Annotated in this window: 19 protein-coding genes; 8 read left to right on the top strand and 11 right to left on the bottom strand. The window is 70.9% G+C overall.

The window, feature by feature from the left end; translation table 11 throughout:
* Positions 1-154 precede the first annotated feature (154 nt).
* Positions 155-1237 (bottom strand): hypothetical protein, encoded by a 1083-nt coding sequence (locus AB0L40_RS05810; protein WP_364350572.1) that lies wholly within the window; start codon positions 1235-1237, stop codon positions 155-157.
* A gap of 59 nt (positions 1238-1296) precedes the next feature.
* Here AB0L40_RS05810 and AB0L40_RS05805 point away from each other — a divergent pair, with 59 nt between their 5' ends.
* Together AB0L40_RS05805 and AB0L40_RS05800 are read left to right on the top strand one after the other, a co-directional pair.
* Complete coding sequence (locus tag AB0L40_RS05805) at positions 1297-2271, top strand: glycosyltransferase family A protein (RefSeq protein WP_364350569.1); 975 nt, start codon at positions 1297-1299, stop codon at positions 2269-2271.
* A gap of 4 nt (positions 2272-2275) precedes the next feature.
* Positions 2276-4294, top strand: coding sequence for a glycosyltransferase (locus tag AB0L40_RS05800; RefSeq protein WP_364350566.1), 2019 nt, complete (start codon positions 2276-2278; stop codon positions 4292-4294).
* Here the strand turns inward: AB0L40_RS05800 and AB0L40_RS05795 are convergent.
* Positions 4285-6078 (bottom strand): DUF2142 domain-containing protein, encoded by a 1794-nt coding sequence (locus AB0L40_RS05795; protein ID WP_364350563.1) that lies wholly within the window; start codon positions 6076-6078, stop codon positions 4285-4287. The two genes, AB0L40_RS05800 and AB0L40_RS05795, sit on opposite strands and share 10 nt — an antisense overlap.
* Positions 6079-6458: 380 nt before the next feature.
* Positions 6459-7577, bottom strand: coding sequence for a glycosyltransferase family 2 protein (locus AB0L40_RS05790; protein WP_364350560.1), 1119 nt, complete (start codon positions 7575-7577; stop codon positions 6459-6461).
* Between the two features lie 223 nt (positions 7578-7800).
* Here AB0L40_RS05790 and AB0L40_RS05785 point away from each other — a divergent pair, with 223 nt between their 5' ends.
* Positions 7801-7932 carry a hypothetical protein gene (locus tag AB0L40_RS05785; RefSeq protein ID WP_364350557.1) on the top strand — a complete coding sequence of 44 codons (132 nt, stop codon included), beginning with the start codon at positions 7801-7803 and terminating at the stop codon, positions 7930-7932.
* Here AB0L40_RS05785 and AB0L40_RS05780 read toward each other — a convergent pair.
* From AB0L40_RS05780 to AB0L40_RS05770, 3 genes are read right to left on the bottom strand one after another with little or no spacing between them, the layout of a single operon-like run.
* Complete coding sequence (locus AB0L40_RS05780; RefSeq protein ID WP_364350554.1) at positions 7881-8261, bottom strand: DUF192 domain-containing protein; 381 nt, start codon at positions 8259-8261, stop codon at positions 7881-7883. The two genes, AB0L40_RS05785 and AB0L40_RS05780, sit on opposite strands and share 52 nt — an antisense overlap.
* Complete coding sequence (locus AB0L40_RS05775; RefSeq protein WP_364350551.1) at positions 8258-8683, bottom strand: type II toxin-antitoxin system VapC family toxin; 426 nt, start codon at positions 8681-8683, stop codon at positions 8258-8260. The genes AB0L40_RS05780 and AB0L40_RS05775 overlap by 4 nt, the downstream gene beginning before the upstream one ends.
* Positions 8680-8916 (bottom strand): hypothetical protein, encoded by a 237-nt coding sequence (locus AB0L40_RS05770; protein WP_364350548.1) that lies wholly within the window; start codon positions 8914-8916, stop codon positions 8680-8682. The genes AB0L40_RS05775 and AB0L40_RS05770 overlap by 4 nt, the downstream gene beginning before the upstream one ends.
* 221 nt (positions 8917-9137) lie before the next feature.
* On the opposite strand from AB0L40_RS05770, the gene AB0L40_RS05765 reads away from it, so the two are divergent.
* The 3 genes from AB0L40_RS05765 (at position 9138) to AB0L40_RS05755 (ending at position 11822) form a co-directional block, all read left to right on the top strand.
* Positions 9138-9419: a hypothetical protein gene (locus AB0L40_RS05765; protein ID WP_364350545.1), complete on the top strand. Its 282-nt coding sequence runs from the start codon at positions 9138-9140 to the stop codon at positions 9417-9419.
* Between the two features lie 15 nt (positions 9420-9434).
* Positions 9435-11258, top strand: a complete 1824-nt coding sequence (glmS, locus tag AB0L40_RS05760) for a glutamine--fructose-6-phosphate transaminase (isomerizing) (RefSeq protein ID WP_364350542.1) — start codon at positions 9435-9437, stop codon at positions 11256-11258.
* A 75-nt stretch (positions 11259-11333) separates the two neighbouring features.
* A complete protein-coding gene (locus AB0L40_RS05755; RefSeq protein ID WP_364350539.1) occupies positions 11334-11822 on the top strand; it encodes a hypothetical protein in 489 nt (162 codons plus the stop codon).
* 27 nt (positions 11823-11849) lie between these two features.
* Here AB0L40_RS05755 and AB0L40_RS05750 read toward each other — a convergent pair whose 3' ends face one another.
* The 3 genes from AB0L40_RS05750 to AB0L40_RS05740 all read right to left on the bottom strand — a co-directional run bounded on the left by AB0L40_RS05750 (position 11850) and on the right by AB0L40_RS05740 (position 14848).
* Positions 11850-12866 carry an NAD-dependent epimerase/dehydratase family protein gene (locus tag AB0L40_RS05750; protein ID WP_364350536.1) on the bottom strand — a complete coding sequence of 339 codons (1017 nt, stop codon included), beginning with the start codon at positions 12864-12866 and terminating at the stop codon, positions 11850-11852.
* Between the two features lie 97 nt (positions 12867-12963).
* Positions 12964-13704 (bottom strand): sugar phosphate nucleotidyltransferase, encoded by a 741-nt coding sequence (locus AB0L40_RS05745; RefSeq protein ID WP_364350533.1) that lies wholly within the window; start codon positions 13702-13704, stop codon positions 12964-12966.
* A 136-nt stretch (positions 13705-13840) separates the two neighbouring features.
* The gene (locus tag AB0L40_RS05740; RefSeq protein WP_364350530.1) at positions 13841-14848 is read right to left on the bottom strand and encodes a COX15/CtaA family protein; all 1008 of its coding nucleotides are present in this window, start codon (positions 14846-14848) and stop codon (positions 13841-13843) included.
* A 199-nt stretch (positions 14849-15047) separates the two neighbouring features.
* Between AB0L40_RS05740 and AB0L40_RS05735 the strand changes: the two genes are divergently transcribed.
* Positions 15048-16139 carry an IS110 family transposase gene (locus AB0L40_RS05735; RefSeq protein WP_364350527.1) on the top strand — a complete coding sequence of 364 codons (1092 nt, stop codon included), beginning with the start codon at positions 15048-15050 and terminating at the stop codon, positions 16137-16139.
* A gap of 288 nt (positions 16140-16427) precedes the next feature.
* On the opposite strand, the gene AB0L40_RS05730 is transcribed toward AB0L40_RS05735, so the two are convergent.
* Both AB0L40_RS05730 and rfbC read right to left on the bottom strand, forming a co-directional pair.
* Positions 16428-17594 carry a hypothetical protein gene (locus AB0L40_RS05730; protein ID WP_364350524.1) on the bottom strand — a complete coding sequence of 389 codons (1167 nt, stop codon included), beginning with the start codon at positions 17592-17594 and terminating at the stop codon, positions 16428-16430.
* A gap of 584 nt (positions 17595-18178) precedes the next feature.
* Positions 18179-18736 carry a dTDP-4-dehydrorhamnose 3,5-epimerase gene (gene rfbC, locus AB0L40_RS05725; protein ID WP_364350521.1) on the bottom strand — a complete coding sequence of 186 codons (558 nt, stop codon included), beginning with the start codon at positions 18734-18736 and terminating at the stop codon, positions 18179-18181.
* 63 nt (positions 18737-18799) lie between these two features.
* On the opposite strand from rfbC, the gene AB0L40_RS05720 reads away from it, so the two are divergent.
* A complete protein-coding gene (locus AB0L40_RS05720; protein ID WP_364350518.1) occupies positions 18800-19612 on the top strand; it encodes an FkbM family methyltransferase in 813 nt (270 codons plus the stop codon).
* Position 19613 lies beyond the last annotated feature (1 nt).

The raw sequence follows: 19613 nt of genomic DNA, 5'->3' as shown, positions 1-19613 counted from the left end.
CGCTCCTTCAGCGTGTGCGTCTGGTGGTGCGGACGACGGAAGGTCTTGCGGACGCCATCTACCACGATCGCTGGAGACGACACGCGGGTCATGGTTGCAGGATGCGAGGAAGGCTGCGGAACCGCGGACTTGGCCCGCGACGCTTCACCGAGTCTCACGTTTCGCGAGCCACCCCCACCGCGTTAGCCCGTCGGAGCTCGCCAGTCATCATCTGCTCCAGCACTGCGACGGTAGGCCTGCGACCGATGTGGCGGATCACCGGTGCCACAGCGGCGGAGGCGTTCTCGGTGCTGTTCCACTCGAGGCCGATGAGTTTGACGCGGTCCATCCACGCCGTCGGCACCCCTGGAATGGGCGGTGTTCCATCGTCAGGGATCTGGTATCCGAAGAGATCGAGCATCGCCGTGTTCTCCCACCAAGGGTGGTCGATGAACTCTTCTCGATGCCAGATCGCCTCGATGAGGGACGTCGTCCAATCCGACCGCCTGAAAAGCACAACCCCGCTGTTGACTGCGCGCCGCCCGCTCGGTTCGTCCCAACGATGCTCGACGATGTAGAGGTCCTTATCCACGTCGATCAAAGATGCGATATCAGGAGCTGTGTCGACGATCACTGCATCGGCGTCGACCCACCAAACCTCCTCGTACTGCTCGAGGAGACGCGAGACGAACAGCAACTTGCTCCACGCGATGGGCCGCGCCAGATCGAGCGAACCGACATGGATCGCGACGTCCCAACCATGACGTGTCGCGTATTGCTCAAGACCCACCGAACAGATCGAGAGCGGGCCAAGGTAGTTCTCGTCGGCGAGGGAGCAGATCACCCGTCGAACCGAAGAATCCTTTGCGTGCCTGTGGAGGGAGACGGGCAGCCCAGACGAGAGCCGGTCCGTCTGCGAGCGCAAACGCTCTGCGCGAGACGCGAGTGCGTCCCTCGAAAGCGGATCCCGTTCGACCGTCATTTCTCGTTGCGGGAGGCCACGTCGCACGAAGGAGACGACGGCGAACAGGCGCATCAGACGCAGCCGCAACCGCCACCACCCACCAGACACGATGCGATCGAGCGTCTCGGATCGCTCGGCAAGGAGCACGAGGTCATCCTCCATACGAGCAACCCGAGCTTCCCGAACTCGAAGTGCCTCGAGCAGCCGCTCATTTTCGAGCTTGTACCACTCGACGGTCCTGTGCTCGCAGGGCACGTCTGCTCTTTGCGTACGATCCACCGACGCGTCATCCATCGTTCGCACCCTACGCGGACAGGGACCCAAGACCACGGTCCGCCTCTACGCTGTGTCTCGTGCGTTCCGTCTCCGTGGCGATCCCGGTGCTGGACGGCGGAAGCCGCTTCCGCGCGGTCCTCGAGGCCCTCGCGGCGCAGGGCGGCCCCGGGTACGAGCTGGTCATCTGCGACTCGGGCTCGAGCGACGGTTCCGACCGCGCGGCCGCGGCCGCCGGAGCCCGCGTGATCCGCATCGACCGCTCGCAGTTCGGGCACGGCCGGACCCGGAACCTCCTGATGGAGGAGTGCACCGGCGACGTCGTGGTGTTCCTGACGCAGGACGCGGTCCCTGCGGGGCGGACCTGGTTGCGGTCGATGCTCGCCGCGTTCGACCTGGCTCCCGATGTCGCGCTCGCCTGCGGTCCGTACCTCCCCATCCCAGGCGCGAGCGTCGCCACGTCGCGCGAGCTGCTCGAGATGTTCGCCGGCATGTCCGGACCCGCCGGCACCCCGGTGGTCTACCGCGCGGACGACGTGCCCAGGCCCCTCCAGCCGTCCGCCGCGACGTTCCACACCGACGCCAACGGCGCGCTGCTGCGGAGCGCGTGGACCACGACCCCGTTCCGGGACGTCGCGTACGCCGAGGACCAGCTCCTCGCGATCGACCTGCTGCGTGCCGGGCACGCGCGGGCCTTCGTGCCGGCCGCGGCCGTCGTGCACTCCCACGACTATCCGTTCGGGGAGCGCTTCCGGCGCCTGTTCGACGAGTTCCGCGCCCTCCACGAGGTGTACGGGCTCCGGACCAGCGCCGCGCCGCGAGCGGTGCTCGGGACGATCCGGCGCCAGACCGCCGACGACCGTGCGTGGTCCCGGGCGCACGGCGCGTCGCGCGGCGCCACCGACCGGGCGACGCTAGCGTCCTTCGTCCACCACACCGAGCGCGCCGCGGCCTCCGTGGCGGGCACCCGCGCCGACCGGCTCCCGCCGAGCGTCCGGCGGCGGTGCTCGCGTGACGGCATCGCCGGCGTCGCCCCGCTGAACCTGGACGCCTGACCCGATGGATCCCTCGCTGTACCTCCGCCACCTCCGACGGCTCCTCTCCGGTCTCCCGCGCCGTGCGGTGATGACCGTCCGCTACCTCGGCTGGCGCGAGCTCCTGCGGCGCTTGACGGCCGCCCCCATGCGGCTGCTGCCGGGCAGCGCCGTCGGCGTCGGCCCCGACCATGGACCCGCGCAGACGTGGTACCGCAAGCACGGTCGCCCGGTCGTGATCGTCATCCCCTCGTACGGCTCACCGGACCTCGTCGCGGCGGCGGTCCGCAGCATCCGGAAGACGACCGATGCCGCGAGAGTGCGGATCGTCGTGCCAGACGACGGGTCCGCGCCCGAGCACGTCGCCGCCCTGCAGGCGCTCGGTGCACGGGAGGGGCTGGAGGTCTTGACCGGCAACGAGCAGCGCGGGTTCGCCGCAAACTGCAATCGCGGCCTCGCCCTGGTCGGTCCTGACGAGGACGCGGTCCTCCTGAACTCCGACGTCGTCACCCAGCGTGGATGGCTCGCCGCGCTCCAGTTCGCATCGCACCAGCGCGACTGGGACGTCGTCGGCGCGCGGCTGCTCTACCCCGACACGTCGATCCAGTACGGCGGGATCGTCCGCAACCGCGACCAGCCGCAGTGGTTCGACCACCGGTTCCGCTTCAAGGCCGCGGACTTCGCACCGGCCAACGTCGAGGGTCCGACGATCGCCGCCACCGGTGCTTGCCTCTACATCACGCGCGAGACCCTCGACGACATCGGCGAGCTCGACGAGGGCTTCGGGATGGCGTACGAGGACGTCGACTACGCCCTCCGGGCCTGGGCGCACGGCCGGCGGGTCGGATACGTCCCCCAGTCCGTCGTGATCCATCACGAGAGCAAGACCCGCGGCACCGTTCAAGGTGACCGCGAGCTCGCGTCGCAGCGCCGCTTCTGGGGCCGCTGGGGCGACCAGCTCGACCGGCGGGACGTGCGCGCCGAGGACGGCGGGTTGCGCGTGATCTACGTGACCCAGGACACCGGCATCGGCGGCGGGCACCGCGTCATCTTCACGCATCTCAACGGGCTGCTCGAGAAGGGCCATCACCCCGAGCTCTGGACGCTGGACGAGGACGGGGCACCGGACTGGTTCGACCTCGAGGTCCCGGTCCGGCGGTTCGACTCGTACGCCGAGCTCGCCCATGAGCTCGGACCGATCGACGCGATCAAGGTCGCCACGTGGTGGGAGACCTCGTCCTGGGTGTGGGAGGCGTCCGTGCTGCACGGCGTCCCCGTGTACCTCGTCCAGGACGTCGAGAGCTCGTACTACGCGTCCCCGAAGGACCACGCCGCGGTGCACGCGAGCTACCGGCCGGAGTTCGCGTACCTCGCCGGCTCGGTCTGGGTCGCGGACGAGCTGAAGAAGCTCGGCGTGGTGGACCCGACCGTCTTCACACCTGGGCTCGACACCGACACCTACCGGCGGCTCGACGGCGTCGACCGGCGCGACGGGACGATCCTGTCGACCGCCCGGTCGAACCCGTTGAAGGACTTCCCGCTCACCCGGGCCGCCTACGGCCGCCTCGCGGCCCCGAAGCCCGAGCTCACCCTGTTCGGGTCCGAGCCCGAGCTCGCCGAGGGCCTCGGCGAGCGCGTCACGTTCCGGCGGTTCCCCTCCGACGAGGAGGTCAACGTCCTGCTGAACGAGACGTCGGTGCTCGTCCAGACGTCGAAGCACGAGGGCTTCTGCCTGCCGCCCCTCGAGGCGATGGCCGCCGGTGCCGCCGTCGTCTGCACGGACTCCAACGGCAACCGCGACTTCTGCGTCGACGGCGTGAACTGCCTGATGCCCGGCCGCGACCCCCAGCAGGTCGCGGACGCGCTGCGCCGCCTGCTCGACGACCCGGCGCTGCGGGAGCGGCTGGTCGCCGCCGGGCGCGAGACGGCGGCGAGCTACGCGTGGCCGCGGAAGATCGACGCCCTCGAGCGGTTCTACCTCGATCTCGCCGACGAGCGCGCGGACACCTCCGCGGCGCGGACGCCCGCGCCCGCTCAGACGTAGTAGCGGCCCACCGTCGCGAGGATCGACGCGACGGTGTGGAGCGCGGCGACGCCGACCAGCGTCACCGCGACGTACGGCCGCGCCCGGACCGGCGTGCCGCGGATCGCCACGACGACGAGCGCGATCGCAGCGGGGACGGCGAGCATCAGGTACCGCGCCTGCTGGAACCGGGCGTTGCCGGTGATGTAGGCGGTGTAGTCGGCGCGGGCGACGGTCACGAGGACGCCCGCCAGCAGCAGCACGAATGCGACGCCGACCACCGTCCGCTTGACCTGGCGGAGGCGCGGCAGCTCGCGCTGGCGCCGTCGGATCAGGATCCACAGCCCGCGGATCCCGAGGACGACGAGGCCCAGCCAGAAGAGCGGGAGCACGTCTCCGACCCAGCCCGGAAGACCGTAGTCGAGCCACCCGTACCGGCCGACGAAGCCGTCGATCCAGATGTCGCGGAGCCCGAACCCCTGCACCAGGTCGTCCATCCAGGGCATGCGAGGCAGGTACAGCTGCCAGGTGAGGCTCAGGAACTCCATCGGGCCGCTCGTCGTGGTTCCCGGCGCCGTCTCGGCACGGGCGATCGACACGAGGCTTCCCGGGATCATCGAGCGATCGCTGACGGCGCACCAGACGGCGTAGACGACCAGCGGCCCGACGAACCCGGCCGCCAGCCCGAGCATGCCGCCGGTCGACCCCGCGGGCCAGCCCCGGCTGATGGCGATCCCGATGGCGAGCAAGACCAGGAGCACCAACCCGGGCGCGAGTGCAAGCGCTGTCAGCTTGACGAGCACCAGCGCAACACCGAGGAGCCCGAGCACGAGCCCCCGTCGCCAGACCGGCGATTCGACGAACCCCAAGGCGGCGCTCGTCGTCCATGTTGCGAGGGCCAACATCGGGATGTCAGGTGTGACTCCTCCCGCCATGAATGCGACGAGTGGCACGAGGCCTGCGAGCAGGCCTGCGGTCACGGCCCATTCCGGCCGGCCGGGAACGAGTCTGCGCGCCAGCGCCATCGCGCCGAGCGCCAGGGCCGCTAGCGCCAGGACGCCGACGAGTCGCACCTGGGCGATCCGGTCTAGGACGTTGCCGGGCGCGATTGCGTCCACGGCCCCCGCAACGGCGAAGTACAGCGGGGGCTGGCCGGTGGAGCTCGTCGATCCGTCGGGCACTGGGGACCGGGGTGCGTCCGCGAGCGCAGAGCGGATGGCGGTCGAGGATCTGCCGCTCCACGGAGGACGGAACGAAGGATGACCCGGGATACCGTTCGCCCCGAGGGCCTGCATCGCCAGAGCCTGGTCCGGCGCGACGAGCGCGGTGCGGTCGCGACCATTCGGCAACTCGCCGTGGTCGGCGACGTAGTCGGCGTATTGGAAGTGGGTCCACTCGTCAGGAACCTCGAACGGGGGTGTCAGCACGGACCAGGCCGCGCCGTGCATCGCCGCCACCGCCGCGACCGCAACCCAGGTCCCTCGGGACGGTCGCCACCCGTCCTTCCCCCAGGCGCGCGTCGTCAGGACGAGCGCCAAGCCGATGGAACCCGTGAGGAGCACTACGACCCCCGGCAGTCCGATCCATCGGGCCGGCGCACCGTTGGCGCGCATCGTGCGCTGCACGATCGCTCCGAGAACGCTCCAGCCGGATTCCTGGTGCGCTCCGGTGATCCGCAGAGCGGGCACGCCGCCGCTGCCCAGCACCTCGACCGGACCGTCTCCGACGTTCAGGAGGCAGAGCTGGTGTGCCTGCGACGACGCGCGGACCGGAGCGAGCGGCACGCGTGCGACGCCGTTCCGCACGTCCCGAAGGATCGGCCCATCGACCGACGTTCCCAAAGCCGTGATGCGCGTTCGCAGCGCCGCGTTACCCGTCGCCGCGCCAGCCAGACGGACACGGAACGATGCGCGCCCAGAACCGCTCGGGAACGCCTCCAGCTGGACGCACGCCCCAGGCGCGCCGTGGGCCGGCAACGTCGCGACCGGCCCGTCGGGCAGGACGTTCATCACCAGCCGGTCGCGCCAGGAACTCTGCGAGGCGACGACGAGCACCAGCAGCACAGCGGCGACACCGAAGGCCGCCGCGAGCTTCGCCACTGGGTGGCGAGGACGGAGCGCTGAGACCTTGAGGAGGACCCGACCTGCGGCCGGGGACGACGGCCGCCAGAAGCGGCCGAGCCGCGTCAGCCCGCGCTCCGGCGGAGTCCGATGATCGAGAGCAGGAAGCTCGAGAAGAAGATCTGCACGCCGATGACGATGGCCGTCACGGCGGTGATCGCGAGGTTCACCTGGCTCAGGGCACCGAAATCGTCGGCCGCCCAGCGGATGACGATGATCGCGGCGGCGATGAAGCCGACGAGGATCACGACGCCGCCGATGGCCAGGCCGTGCTCCAGGCGGAACCGGGACCGCATGCGGTCGAACCAGGGGTCCACGTCGCCCATGAAGTACATCCCGTAGGCGTGCGCGCACAGCCCGAGCGACACGATCTGCGTCCCGATGATGGTGAGCAGCGACCCGGCCATCAGCGAGTGGATGCTCCAGTCACGGCCGAGGAAGTCGATGCCGGAGATCACCGTGCCCATGACGAGGAGACCGACGATCGCCAGGAAGATGCCCGGGAAGAGGAAGAGGTGCGTCGGGCTGTGGGCCAGCAGGAACCGCAGGTGGCGCCAGCCGTCGCGCCAGGTCGAGAGCTTCGACTCGCCACCGCGCGGGTGGTACTGGATGTCGAACTCGCGGATGTCGAGGTTCGCCTTGCTCGCCCGGATGACCATCTCCGACGCGAACTCCATGCCCGGGGTGCGCAGGTCCATCGCCGGCAGGGCGCTGCGACGCACGGCGCGCATGCCGCAGTGCGCGTCGCGCACGCCGGTCTTGAAGAGCATGTTCAGGAACCCGGAGAGCAGCGGGTTGCCGACGTACTGGTGCAGCCAGGGCATCGCGCCGGGCTGGATGTTCTTCATCCGGTTGCCCATGACGAGGTCCGCGCCGTCGTCGAGCTCGCGGACGAAGTTCGGGATCTCGTGGAAGTCGTACGTCAGGTCCGCGTCGCCCATGACGATGTACTTGCCCTGGGCGGCGGAGAAGCCACCCATGTAGGCGGCGCCGTAGCCGCGCGTCGGAACGTGCACGACGCGGGCGCCGGCCTGCTCGGCCAGCTCGGCTGAGCGGTCCGTCGAGTTGTTGTTCGCGACGACGACCTCGCCCGTGATGCCGGAGTCCGCGATCGCCTCGCGGGCCTGCGTCACGACCGCGACGATGTTCTCCTCCTCGTTGAGGCAGGGGATCACGACGGACACGAGGTACGCGTGGTCTGGGTCCGTCGAGGGAGAGTGCGGAGTCTGAGGGGAGATCGTGGCGCTCATCGTGGGGCCTACGAAGAGGGGAACGGGACGGGCCGCACGAGCGATCGACTTGACCGCGGGGCCTCGTACAGGCTAACCGACCGTCCCGCAACCACGCGCCGGGCCTGCACCGACCCCGGCTGCGCCCCACGGCGCGACGCGGCGTACGATCGGCCGCATGCCCCTCGCGTCCACGGGATCCGATCTCGTCACCACCGTCTGCATGGCGCTCGTGATCGGGATGGCCGGGCTGCTCGTCTACCGCGCGACCCGCTCGCGCTCCGAGGACCGCGAACCGGACGAGAAGTAGGCGGCGGGCCCGGCCCGCAGTGCGAGCGTCAGCGGGGCTCCGGAGCCCGCGGCGATCTCGACGACGCCGCCTCGGGCCCGAAGACACGTCCGGAGGCGCCCGGGCAGGACGTGCTCGTCGACCCGGACCACGCGACCGTCGCCCCCGAGCCAGACGAGGTCGAGCGCGAACCGCATCCCGATCGTGTGGATCGAGCGGACGGGCAGCCACAGACCCTCGCGTGCCGACAACGCACGGCGGCCTAGCAGGCCGCGCCCACGAGCTCGTCGCGACGTCGCCTCGTGGATCGCCCATCCGACGGGCCACGAGGCGGCGCGGGTCGCCGTCATGCGACCGGGATGACGACGACCTGCACGGACCCGATCGACCGGACGGTCCTGCCGAATCGCGCGTCGGTGGTCACGAGCGTCGCCGGCCGGCCGTCCCGCCCGGGACGCTCCGCCGTGGCGAGGTAGGCGGCGTCGTAGGACGTCAGCCGGCCCCGGAGGTCCCATATGCGCGCCGCGAGCGCCCGATGCGCGACTCGCTGGATGGGCACCCGCCGCATCGTCCGGACCGCGCGGCTCGCGTCGTCCTGCGAGATCACGTCGTGGCCGCTCAGGCGCCGGAAGACGCTCAGCACCTCGACATCGAGGAGCTCGGGGCTGCGGACCTCGTGGGACGCGCGCTCGATCTCGCGCCGAACGGGCCCGTCGAACCCGCGCCGGAGCAGCAGCTCGACGACGGCTCCCGCATCGAGGACGGCGCTCATCTCCCGTCACGCTCCTCGCGGATCATCTCGGTCGGCGACGGCGCCCCGGACGGCCACGCGATCGGCTCCAGCGCATCGAGGTCGGACAGCCAGGTCGCCATCGACGGCGTCGCAGCGATCCGCGGCAACTCACGCCGGATCAGTTCCGAAAGGCTGACCCCTTCGCTCTTGGCCCGTGCCTTGAGCGCGTGGTGCAGGTCGTCGGGGACGTCGCGCACCTGGATCATGACCATCCTCCGATCATCGCATGTGAATCGCATGCGATTGCGAGACTCGGGCGACGCGACGGCATGCCGCCTACCCTGCCGAGGACGGGACAGGACTCCGAGAACCCGCGGCTTGGGTGCATTTCCGCTTCAAAAAGGTCGCACTCCGCCTCCATTCGTCCGCAATCCTGCCCGATTTCGGGCACAACGGTTGATTCCTGGGCCCTCGTACGTCACCATGCCCTCCCGTGACCGCCGCTCGGCCGTCGGGGTCGTTCGTCGAGCTCCGCACGCACCTCTCGCACACCACGTCGCTCAGCCCGTCCGAGGCCGAGCGCGTGATCGCCGAGGTGCTGGCGTACTTCGACGAGGACGTCCCCTCGTTCGTGCGGCGGCGTCATTCCGAGCTGCAGGCCCGGGGCATCCGCAACGACGAGGCGTTCCAGCGCATCGCCGCGGAGCTCGGGACCCGGCGGTTCAGTCCCCCGGGACTGTCCGTCCGGCAGTTGCGCAGGATCGTCTACACGTAGGAGGAACTCCCAGTCATGTGCGGCATCGTTGGCTACGTCGGCTCCCGCAACGGGGTCCCCATCGTCCTCGAGGGACTCCAGCGCCTGGAGTACCGCGGCTACGACTCCGGCGGCATCGCCGTGGCCGGGGCCAGTGGCCTCAAGGTCCACAAGGCGAAGGGCCGGATCGCGGACCTCAAGGCGAGCCTGCCCAAGCGGATCAAGGGCTCCCCCACGATCGGCCACACCCGCTGGGCGACCCACGGCGCCCCGACGGACCAGAACGCGCACCCGCACGTCGACTTCAGCGAGCGCTTCGCCGTCGTCCACAACGGCATCATCGAGAACGCGCCCCAGATCAAGGCCCGCCTGCAGGCCGACGGGATCGAGCCGGTCTCGGAGACCGACACCGAGCTCGTCGCCCACCTGATCGGCCAGGCCGCACGGGACCACGACGACCCCGTCGAGGCCCTGCGCGCCGCGCTGCGACACGTCGAGGGCGCCTACGGCCTCGCCGTGCTCGACGCCAAGCACCCCGACCGCGTGATCGTCGCCCGCCTGGGCAGCCCGATCGTCCTCGGCCTCGGCGACCGCGAGATGTACGTCGCCTCCGACGTCGGCGCCATCGTCCGCCACACCAAGCAGGTCGTCCACCTCGAGGACGGCGAGATCGCGCTGCTGGAGGCCGACGGCTTCACGACCTCGACGCTCGACGCGCGCCCCGTCCAGAAGATCTCCGAGAGCGTCGACTTCGACGCCGAGGACTTCGACATGGGCGAGCACCAGCACTTCCTCCGCAAGGAGATCGGCGAGCAGCCCGAGGCCGTCCAGCGCGCGATCTCCGGCCGCCTCGACGAGCGGTTCTCGACGATCAAGCTCGGCGGCCTGAACCTGCACCCCAACGAGCTGCGCTCGTTCAAGCGGGTCTACATCCTCGGCTGCGGCTCGGCGTACTACTCGGGCGAGGTCGGCGCCCAGCTGATCGAGGAGCTCGCCCGCATCCCCGCCACGGCCGAGGCCGCGTCCGAGTTCCGCTACCGCAACCCCGTGATCGATCCCGACGGGCTCTACATCGCGGTCAGCCAGTCCGGCGAGACGGCGGACACGCTGGCCGCCGTCGAGGAGCTGACCCGCAAGGGCGCCCGCGTACTCGGCGTCGTCAACCAGGTCGGCTCGGCCATCGCCCGCGCGACCAACGGCGGCATCTACATCCACGCCGGCCCCGAGGTCTCCGTCGCCTCGAGCAAGAGCTTCACGTCGACCTGCGTCGCGTTCGCGATGCTCGCCGTGCACCTGGGGCGCATCCGCGACCTCTCGCCCGCCGACGGCGACCGCCTGATCACCGCGCTGCGCGAGCTCCCCGCCAAGATCTCGGCGGTCCTCGAGCAGGAGGAGAAGATCATCGAGGCCGCCGGCTGGCTCTCGCAGTTCGACAACGCCATGTTCATCGGCCGCGTGCGCGGCTGGCCGATCGCCCGCGAGGCCGCGCAGAAGATCAAGGAGGTCGCGTACATGCACGCCGAGGCGTACCAGGCGGCCGAGCTCAAGCACGGCCCGCTGGCCCTGATCGACGAGCAGATGCCCGTCGTCGCCGTCGTGCCGGACGACGAGCTCTTCGAGAAGCAGCGCTCGACGCTCCACGAGATCAAGGCCCGCAGCGGCCCGATCCTCGCGATCTCGCACCAGGAGTTGCCGACCGAGCTGGCCGAGCGCACGATCCTCGTCCCGCGCACGGAGCCCGAGCTCGAGCCGATCCTGCTCAACATCCCGCTGCAGCTGCTCGCCTACCACGCCGCCAAGGCGCTGGACCGCGACATCGACAAGCCGCGCAACCTCGCCAAGAGCGTCACGGTCGAGTAGCACCCCGATCGCATCGATACGGGACGGACACCGTCCCGCCACAGCGCCGATCCCGTGCCGGTGCATGCTCCGTCGGTGAGCACCGCGATCCCTCCCGTCCGCGCCCCGCGCGTGCCGGCGCCGGCCCGGCCCGACGTCGCAGCGGCCCGCGAGCCCGCCACCGGCCGGCGCCCCGGCCCGGCACCGCGGACCGGGCCGGCGGCGCCCTCCTCGCGACGCCCCGCCGCGCCGATCCGCTCCCACACCGCCGAGCGCCACGGACGGGCCTCGGCGCAGCACCGGATCCTCCTCACCGACCTGGCCGCCGGCATCGCCGGTGCCGCCGCGGTCTTCGCCGTCCTGTCGCTCGCCGCCCTGCCGGGAGCGCCCGTCGGCGTCGCGCTGGCCGTCGCGGCCGCCGTGTCCTTGGCGCTCGGCGCGGCGTCGCTCGCCGCGTGGGCCCGGTCGGCCGTCCGGGCCGGAACCGGCGCGTCCGTCGCCCGGCGGCAGGCGTCCGTCGCGCTGCTCGCGGCGCACGCGATCGCGGCCGTGCCCGTCGGCCTCGCGGTGCTGCTCGCGGGCTGAGCCCGCCGCCGAAGTGCCGCCGGCGCCTCAGGCCGGGACGGCGTCCAGGTGCTCGCGGTACCAGTCCAGCGTGCGGGCGATGCCGTCGTCGAGGCCGACGAGCGGCTCCCAACCCGTGCGCTCGCGGAGCTTGGTCGAGTCGACGTACTGGCGGTCGATCTCCCCCGACGGGGTGCCCGAGCCGCGGACGTCCGGGACGAGGTCGTGCCCGGACACGCGCACGACCGCGTCGATGACCGATCGCACGCTGTGCGGCCGGCCGCCGCCGGCGTTGAAGGCCTCGCCGCGCGCGCGGGTGGTTCCCGGCGCCGCATCCTCGTCGGCGTCGAGCGCGTCACAGATGGCGAGGTACGCCTCGGCCGCGTCCTCGACGTAGAGGAAGTCCCGCTCGGGCGAACCGTCGGAGCGGATCACCGGGGCGCGTCCGCGGAGGACCGCCGCGGCCGCCTCGGGCAGCAGGCGGGAGCGGTTGAGGTCGCCGCCGCCGTAGATGTTCGCCAGGCGCGTGGTCGCGACCGGGACGCCGTAGGTGTGCCAGTAGGAGCGGGCGATCAGGTCGGTCGCAGCCTTCGAGACGTCGTACGGGAAGCGCGGCTGCAGCGCGAACTCCTCGCGGTAGGGCAGCTCCTCGTGCGCGCCGTAGGCCTTGTCGGAGGCCGCGACGACGACCCGCCGGACGTCCTGCGTGCGGCAGGCGTCCATCAAGAGCCACGTGCCCCGGATGTTCGCCTCGAACGTCGGGACCGGCGAGCGGTTGGCGGTGCCGACGATCGTCTGCGCCGCGAGGTGGAACACGGTGTCGCACTCGTGCTCGCCGATCGCGCGCTCCAGCAGGCCCGGAGTGAGGAGATCGCCCCGCACGACGGTGCAGCGGGGCTCGAGTCCGTCCAGCGCCAGCATCGACGCCGGGACCTCGTCGCGGCGCAGCACCGTGACCGATGCTCCGCGGTCCAGGAGCGCCCGCACCAGCCACGCGCCGAGCATGCCGTAGGCGCCGGTGACGAACACGGACCGGCCGCGCATGGACTTCCCGAAGCTGCTCATCGCGGGCCATCCTTCCAGACCGGCCGGGCGCGGCTCCGCGCGGTCCCGGGCGCCACGCGTGGTCGTCGGGGCGCAGCAGGACGGGGCCGCGGCCGCCTCAGCGTGCGGCCTGCGGGGCCACGGCCCAGGGGGCCGTGCCGGCCTCCCACAGCTCGTTCAGCGCGCGGGCGTCCTTGTACGTGTCCATGCACGCCCAGAATCCCTCGTGCCGGTGGCTGTGGAGTCGCCCCTCGGCCGCGAGCCGCTGGAGCGGCTCGCGCTCCAACGTGCAGTCGGCGTCGAGGACCTCGAAGACGTCGGGCTCCATCCGCATGAACCCCCCGTTGATCCAGTGCGTGCTCCGGGGCTTCTCGCGGAAACCGGTGATGGCGTCGTCCTCCGCCAGCTCGACGATGCCGAACTGCAGCTCGGGACGGACGACCGTGAGCGTGACCGTGCGCCCGCCGGCCCGGTGCGTGGCCTCGAGGTCCGCCAGCCGGACGTCGGCGACACCGTCCCCGTAGGTGAGGTGGAACGGCGAGCGTCCGAGGTGCTCGCGGAGGCGGTGCAGCCGGCCACCCGTCTCGGTGTCGACGCCCGTGTCGACGCACTCGACGGTGACGCCCTCGGGCCACGCGATCGCGTTCACGGCGGACCCGAGGAGGTCGGCCCGCCATCCGGCCGCGAGCAGGAACCGCCGGGCGCCCTGCGCGGCGTAGAGCTCGACGATGTGTTGCACGATCGGCCGCCCGCCGATCTCGACCAGCGGCTTGGGCACCGTCTGACCGGCACCGAGCCGCGTGCCGCGTCCGCCGCAGAGGACGACGACGGGAAGGTTCTCGGGGAGCGCCTCGACCACAGCGCCCAGTGTAGGGCGCACCCCGTCGACGGCCGCTCCCGGCGTCGACGGCCCAGGGCGGAGCGTCGTACCGGGCGTCGTGCGCGGCCGAATGTCTCGCAACGGGCGAGTCCGGGCCTGCCGCGCCGCCCGCAGGTCAGTCCGCGGGGACCGCCGACGCGGCCGTCTTGACCGGCAGGTGCCGCTTGACGGGCCCGGCGATCAACCACGACCACACGACCGCGGTCCAGGTGAGGGTCGCGAGCGTCACGTGGATCCACACGAGCCCGCCCGGCAGTTCCAGCCCGTACTGGATCAGGCCGAGCATCCCCTGGACCGCGACGAGCATCCCGGCGACCGTCAGCGCGAGCGTCAGCCGCTCGCCGGCCTTGCGCCACTTCGCGACCCCCCACGCCACGATGATCGAGATCCCGAAGATCGCCGCGATCGCGCCGTGGCGCTGGACGATCCACTCGAGCGTGCCGGTGCCGTGGATGTCGAACCGCTTGACGACGTCGTTCGTCGCGGACCCGCCCGAGTTGGGCCCGGCCGCGGTCGCGAGCGTCCCGGCCCACAGGGCGATCGCGCCGATCGGCAGCAGCGCGAAGACGACCCTGGCCGTCAGGGCGTCCTTCGCGAGGTTCTTCCTCGGGGCCTTCGTGCCCTTGCCGGCGCGCCAGACGAGGATCGCGGACGGCACGACGAGGAGCAGCAGCGACACCATGTAGTGCGCGCTGATCCAGACCCAGTCGAGCTTGTAGGCGATGCTCCCGGCACCGATCGCGGCCTGGGCGGCGACGCCGCCGAGGATCCACACCGACAGCCGCAGGAGGTCGCCGCGGTAGTGGAAGAGGGTCAGCGCGCTGAAGATCGCGAAGATCGCGGTGGCGCTGACGGCGAACGTCAGGAGCCGGTTGCCGAACTCGATGAGCGCCGGCGCGTGAGCCTCGCTCGGGAGCGCCCGGGTGTCGCACTTCGGCCAGTTGTGGCAGCCGAGCCCGGAGCCGGTGACCCGGACCAGCGCGCCGGTGAGCATGATCAGGACGTTGGCGATCAGCGCCAGCCGGGCGGCGAGGAGCATCCTCTGCGGGCTGGTCGTGAAGCGGCGCCGGAGGAACTGCGCGCGACGCGGTCCGGGGTCGGGCGCGGGAGCGACGGTGGCCATCGCCCCACAGGATGGCGGATCGCGCGCGAGGACGGACCGCTCGGACGGGACGACGCCCGTCCGAGCGCCGCGCCCTCAGACCCTATGGGGGTCGGTCGTCGTAGAAGGTGGCCGGTGAGCCTGCGCATCGAAGTGCGTGGGCTTGACTGCGCCGCAGCAGCGGGCTGCGGCGTGACCACAACGATGGAGGTCACCGGCCATGAGCAACGGTACGCGCTGGGTGGGACTCGATGTGCACGCCAAGAGGACCGCGATCGCGGTCGTCGACGACGCCACGGGCGAGATCCAGAAGAACACGATCTACGGGCGGCCGCACGAGGTGCTGCCGTACCTCGCCGGTCTCGAGGGGCCGGTGCGGGCGGTCTACGAGGCCGGACCGACCGGCTACGGCCTCGTTCGTCGGGGCCGCGACAGCGGCATCGACGTGCGGGTCTGCGCACCGGGCCTGATCCCGACCTCCGGGCCGGGCTCGCGGATCAAGACCGACGCCAGGGACGCGATGAAGCTCGCCAGGTTGCTGGCCGCAGGTCAGCTGACCGAGGTCACGGTCCCGACCGTTCAGCAGGAGAACGTGCGCGACCTGATCCGCGCGAGGGAGGATGTCCGTGGTGATCTGATGCGCGCCCGCCACCGGATCGGGAAGCTGCTGTTGCGCAGGGAGATCTACTGGACCGGACCGGCGCAGGCGTGGACGATGGCGCATCGCGACTGGCTCAACACGCTGCGCTTCTCCGACCCCGCCAGCGAAGCGACGTTCCAGGACTACCTCCACGCCCACGACACACTGCTCGGTCGCCGCGACGAGCTGGACCGAACGATCGAGACGGTCGCCGCGAACTGCGTCTTCACCGACCAAGTGACCCGCCTGCGGTGCATGCGTGGCATCTCGACGCTGACCGCGCTGGGCTTGTGCGCCGAGGTTCGCGACTTCGAACGGTTCAAGAAGCCGACCCTGCTCTCCGCGTTTCTCGGGATCGTGCCGTCGGAGAACACCTCCGGCGAGAAGCGTCGCCAGGGCTCGATCACCAAGGCCGGATCCGTGCACGCCCGCCGACTGCTGGTCGAGGCGGCCTGGCACTACCGCAAGCCGCCGAGGATGAGCAGCACCCTGAAGCGCCGCCAACAGGACGCGCCCGCCGCGGCGATCGACTGTGCGTGGCGCGCGCAACGACGGCTCTACGGTCGCTGGCAGCGGCTCGAGGTCGAGCGTGGGAAGCGGCCCGCGATCGTCGCGATCGCGGTCGCGCGGGAGCTCTCGCACTTCTGCTGGGAGACCGCCACCACCGCCTGAACCTCGACCTGACATCCCGGCTGGGCTGTCTCGGTGCCAGCGCACCGTCGCGCACCCCAGGGACTCCGATTGCGCTGTGAGCACCCGCCCCCGGGTGGGCGCGCTCGATCTCAGACTGGAGCCCCGCGACGCACAACGGTCATGCGGTACCCAGCCCGCGAATATCAGCCCGATCCGGTCGTCGCGCACACCGCGCTGACACCGAGAGAACCCAGCCCACACCCACCCGACCACGACCGCCACGCGGACGCGACCACCCACGACCTGCTTGACAAACCGACCCCCATATCAGCGCACCCGGATGCTGCGGACGGGCGAGGAGCCCGTCGCGTACGGGTAGTCGCCGGTCTTCCGGGCCCGGGCGCGCATCTGGAACCGGGCGGGCCCGGGGTTGCGGAAGCGGTAGCTCGAGGCGAACTTGCCGCTCTTCTTCGCGCGGACCGTCCGGAACGTGATCCACTTGCCGCCGGGGTTGCGAGCCTGCAGCTCGACGACCTTCCCGCCGCTGGGGACGGGCCGCCCCGAGAGCAGCCCGGTGAGCCGCACCGACTGCCCACGGCGCGCGGTCTTCCGGCTCAGGCTGAGCCGCACCCCGGCGGTCACCCGCAGGCGGACGTCCTTGCTCACCACGGGCTGGGGATCGCGGACCCGGCGGCGATAGCTGAGGGTGATCTTCCGGGAGCTGCTGCCCTTGGGCATCTTCCAGCGGAACCGGCCCTCCGAGTTCGTCTGCAGCGACTCCCGCTCGAACGGCGGCGAGTTGCGCGCGTCCCGCGTGATGGTCACCCGGACGGCCGCGTCCTTGATCGGCTGCCCGGCCTTCGTCGTGAGCTGCCCGCGCAGCACCGGCTGCTGGTCGAACCGGATGCTCCGCGTCGAGGACTCGCGCCCCTCCCAGCTGACCTTCAGAGCCGCGTCGCTCACCGCAGGCGACCCGTTCTCGGGCCCGGGGTCCGCCGGCCCGGGAGGCGCCGTCCGGCTCAGCGTCTTCGACACGGGCCCGTACGCGGTCGTCTGGTTGCCGGCGGCGTCCTCGACGACGACCCGCACGGTGTGGCTGCCCTCGGGCAGGTCGGCGGTGGAGATCTGCTGCACCCCGCCCGTGGTGCTCGGGCACGGCTTGGGCGACACGAACGTCCGCTCCGTCCCCGGCCACGCCCGGCAGGGCGCGCCGGCGACGTTGATCCAGCTGCGGATCTGCCCGTCGACCTCGACCCCGAGTCGGTACACGCCGCCGCCCTGGTCGGTGGCCCCGACGGAGATCCCGGCCGATCCGGCCCACATGTCCCCGGTGACGGCGTCGCCGGAGACGGACGTCACGGCGGGGGCGTCGCGGTCCTCGAGGGTGAAGGTGGCGCGGTAGATGCTGAAGCGGGCCGGCGAACCGTCGGTGCCCGGGGAGCAGAGGGCGCCGGAGCCGGTGTTGTCGCCGCATGACGTCTGAGCAATCAACATTTTTGCCGACCCCGCGTCGTGGCTGACAGTGCGACGCGAGACGGCACCCTTCCCGTAGAAGCGCTCATGATAATCGGGATCAGTTTGGGCATCGGTCAACACGTGGAAGTCGCCATAGATATGGCTGACAGAGTCCGCTGCTCGACCGTAAGCCTCGAAATCCAGGGCGTAACTCCGAATCGTCGTCGCCTGCGGCGCATCGAACCTCCAAGACGCGAACGACGGAGTCGGCTGCGCCCGAGTGTCCGCGAGACGAACCTCGAGCGCCCCGCCGGCTGAACAGCCGTCCGTAACCCAGTTGCCGCCAGCGGCATCGGTGTTGGCGACAGACCATTGCCACCCCGTCGCGTCGTCATGGGTGGCGCTCGGGGTCCCGTCGGGTGCCCGGCAAGTCCAAGCGTCGTACGTGCCAGCAGAAGCGGAACCTGACGTCAATGACACCACAGCAACAAGGGCGAACGGAATGACGCGAGCCGCAACGGCCCACTGGGATCTGGATCGGGATCGGTTCTTAGCCATCGTGCTCAAGTGACCTCATGGGGGAGCGCGATTCACCCCCCAAGTTCGGACTGCCGCGTAGGCATCTAGTACACGAACGGCAACTTCGCCGCTACTTCCGACAGGCTTGGGCCGGCGGCGTCCCGCTCGGACACCCGAATGTCGCCTGCGGCGAGCGGCCAGACGACGGCGACCTCGGGATCGTCGTAGGCGATTCCACGCTCAACATCGCCGCTGTAATAACGCGTCTGCTTGTACAGGACGTCTGCCACGCCGCTCATGACCGCGAACCCGTGGGCGAACCCGACCGGAACGTAGAGCGCGTGCATGTTCTCGTCCGTGAGGTCGAACCCCTCCCACTTGCCGAAAGTCGGGGAGCCCTCGCGGAGATCAACGATGACGTCCCAGATATGGCCCCGCCCGCATCGGACGAGCTTGGCGCACCCATCCCCGATCTGAAAATGAAGCCCGCGGACGACTCCGAACGACGAACGTGAGTGGTTGTCCTGGATCCAGCGATCGTGGATGCCGGCTTCCGCTAGAGCGCTCTCGCGGAAGGTCTCGCAGAAAAACCCGCGGTCATCCGGGAATACCCGCGGTACGACGAGCTTGGCTCCGGGGAGGGTGGTGTCGCGGACGTCCATCGGCGGAACGGTAACCGCCAACGCTCGGGGCGCCGTGTGCGGTTCGGTGGATACCGTGGCCGGATGTCCGCCCCCGACGCGCCGTCCCCCGCCCTTCCCACCCACATCCGCCTGGTGGCGTCCGTTGTTCGTCGGCTGCCGTCTAGTTGGCGTCAGACCTACATCCGCGAACGCCGCGCCATCCGGCGCCGCCAGCGCACCAAGGCCGAAGCGGCGGGGAGCCGGCACCTCTCGCGGCCGGCCCTCTACGAGATGGACGTCCAGCTCGCAGCGCTCTTGCCCGACGGGGGGACGTTTTTCGAAGCAGGCGGCAACGACGGCTTCGAACAGAGCAACACGTACTTGCTCGAGCGATTCCACGGGTGGAAGGGCGTGTTGGTCGAGCCAATTCCCCACCTGGCCGCTGAGGCCCGCCGCAACCGTCCTCGCGCCCAGGTGGTCGAGGCCGCGCTGGTGCCGATCGATCACGACGGCAGTGCGATCGCCATGCGGTACGGAGGTCTCATGTCTGCGGTCGCAGGCACGCTCATCGCGAACGAGGACGATGAATCCTGGGCGAAGCAGGTCTCGGCACTCGGACTCGAAGAGCCGTACGACGTCGAGGTCCCGGCCCGGACTCTGTCGTCCATCCTGGACGAGGCGGGAATCGTCGATCTCGACCTGCTCTCGCTCGACATCGAGGGTTTCGAGGTCGCTGCGATCGCCGGTCTCGACCTTGAACGTCACGCGCCCCGCTGGGCGCTGGTGGAGGTCCGAGACGCGGATGCCGTGACAGCCGTGACAGCCGCGCTAGGCGACCGCTATGTCGTTGACCGCCACCTCAGCCCGTTCGACGTCCTCTACCGCCGTACCGACGTTCCGCCCCGTACTTCGTAGG

Source organism: Patulibacter sp. NPDC049589 (assembly GCF_040675535.1).
Classification (GTDB): Bacteria; Actinomycetota; Thermoleophilia; order Solirubrobacterales; family Solirubrobacteraceae; genus Patulibacter.
Note: the sequence above shows the minus strand (reverse complement) of the source record. Positions and strands in the feature narration are given on the sequence as shown.